Here is a 2,381-nt window from a genome sequence, read left to right as displayed (position 1 = left end):
CTGGCCATGCTCAAGATGGGGCCTCTCGGGTTATCCATGTTCACCCGGGGAAGAATGGCCCTGTCACCGACGCGCATCAAGAACATCGACCAGCTTCAAGCCATCATTCGCAAAGCACGCGAACTCGGAGGGCATCAGTCGTGAGATACGCCTATTACCCCGGTTGTTCTCTGGAATGTTCCAGTGCCGCCTACGACCTCTCCGTGCGGTCGGTGGCCGATCTTTTGGGCATCGAACTGCGGGAGATCGACGACTGGAACTGCTGCGGCGCTACCGAGTATTTCACGCAGGATGAACTGACGGCCTGTGCCGTCATCGCCCGCAATCTGGCCCTTGTGGAGCCAGACCTCAAACAGGTGGTGGCCCCCTGTGCTGCCTGCTACCTCAATCTCCGCAAGGTGGACCAGATCATGCAGGAACACCCGGAGATGGAAAAGAAGATTAACACCTGCCTGGCTGCCGGCGGGTTGCACTATGACCCCGGTCGGGTTCGTGTCCGGCATCTGCTGGATCTTCTTTATACCGACATCGGGGAAACCGCCATCAAGGATAAGGTGGTGCGGCCCCTGAATGGGCTCCGGGTGGCCTGCTATTACGGGTGTCAGATCGTCCGACCCTACAACGGCTTTGATAATCCCGAGCAGCCCACCAAGCTGGACGAACTCATGAAGTGGCTGGGAGCCGAAACGGTCGATTTCCCGGTCAAGGCCCATTGTTGCGGTGGGCACATGACACAGATCAGCGAGCCGCAGGCGTTCGAACTCATTCGCCGGCTGCTCCACAATGCCGCCGAATACAAGGCGGACGTCATTGTCTGCATGTGCCCCATGTGCCAGCTCAACCTGGACGCCTATCAGAGCCGGGTCAACAGCTTTTTCGGCACAAACTACCAGATTCCCATCATTTTCTTCACCCAGCTTCTGGGAGTTGCCTTCGGTTTGGATTGGAAGAAGCTGGGTTTCGGCAAGGAGATTGTGCCGGCTGAACCGGTGCTCAAGAAGAAGCTCGCGGCCCCGGCCGCCACATGACCCCGAAAACGCGGTCGCTGGACGGTGAGGGACTTTCCGGGAGGGACAAAGCGGAACGGGAAATGGAAAAGATGCTGCCGACGCGAATCAGAGCCGCGTCGGAGAAAACTGAAGGAAGCCAACTCCGAAAATTAACAGCACACATCGTTTTGAGGAGAGATTCCCCATGGCCGAACGCGTAGGCGTTTATGTCTGCCACTGTGGAAGCAATATTGCGGGCATGGTGGATGTGGAAGAGGTGGCCCGGTGGGCCGGCGCCAATCTCAAAGACGTCGTCGTCGCCCGGGATTACAAATTCATGTGTTCCTCTCTCGGTCAGGCGATGATCGAGGAGGACATCAAGAAGGAGGGACTGACCCGGGTGGTGGTGGCCGCCTGCTCGCCCCACCTGCATGAGAAAACTTTCCGCCGGGCGTGCGAAAACGCAGGCCTGAACCCCTATCTCTGCCAGATGACCAACATCCGCGAACACGTTTCCTGGGTCTCCCGGGACCGCGCTAAAGCGACCGAGAAGGCCAAGGCCCTGGTGGCGGCCGCCGTCGAGCGGGTTAAACGCCAGGAACCGCTGGAACCCTTCTTCGTCAAGGTCAACCCCGCCACGCTCGTCATCGGAGGGGGAATCGCGGGACTGCAGGCCACCCTGGAACTGGCCGACGCCGGCTATCCCGTCTATCTCGTGGAGCGCAGTCCCAGCATCGGCGGGCATATGGCCCAGTTCGACAAGACCTTCCCCACCCTGGACTGCTCCGCGTGTATCCTCACGCCGAAGATGTCCGAGGTGGGTCAGCACCCCAACGTGACTCTCCTCACCTACTCCGAGGTGGAAGAGGTGAGCGGATCGGTGGGGCATTTCCGCGTGAAGATTCGCAAGAAGGCCCGCTACGTGGATGAAGACAAATGCACGGGCTGCGGTATCTGCGTGGAAAAATGCCCACGCAAAGTGGTGGATGAAGATTTCGAAGCGGGGCTCGGTTACCGCAAGGCCATTTACACTCCATTCCCCCAGGCCGTACCGAGAATCCCCGTCATCGACGTCCATTCGTGCATTTATTTTGAGCGTCAGAAGTGCCGGGCATGCGAAAAGCTCTGCCCCACCGGCGCCATCAAGTTCGATCAACAGGATGAGGTCCTGGAACTGGAGGTCGGCAACATCATCGTGGCCACCGGCTGGAAGATGTTCGACTGCCGGAGGATTCCGCAGTATGGCTATGGAAGGCTGGCTAACGTCTTCACCGCTTTGGAGTTTGAACGGATGTGCAACGCGGCCGGTCCGACGGGAGGGAAGATTGTGCTTCGGGACGGGAAGACGGAGCCCCAGTCGGTGGCCATTATTCATTGTGTGGGCAGCCGGGA

2 protein-coding genes are annotated in these 2,381 nt (G+C 59.2%); both read left to right on the top strand.

The window, feature by feature from the left end; translation table 11 throughout:
- Positions 1 to 140 precede the first annotated feature (140 nt).
- A complete protein-coding gene (locus tag H5U08_RS15925; protein ID WP_297035265.1) occupies positions 141 to 1,028 on the top strand; it encodes a CoB--CoM heterodisulfide reductase iron-sulfur subunit B family protein in 888 nt (295 codons plus the stop codon).
- Between the two features lie 166 nt (positions 1,029 to 1,194).
- A partial coding sequence (locus tag H5U08_RS15920) for a CoB--CoM heterodisulfide reductase iron-sulfur subunit A family protein (protein ID WP_297035262.1) occupies positions 1,195 to 2,381 on the top strand: 1,187 nt, incomplete at its 3' end.

This window comes from Thermogutta sp., assembly GCF_014359955.1.
Taxonomy (GTDB): domain Bacteria; phylum Planctomycetota; class Planctomycetia; order Pirellulales; family Thermoguttaceae; genus Thermogutta.
Note: the sequence above shows the minus strand (reverse complement) of the source record. Positions and strands in the feature narration are given on the sequence as shown.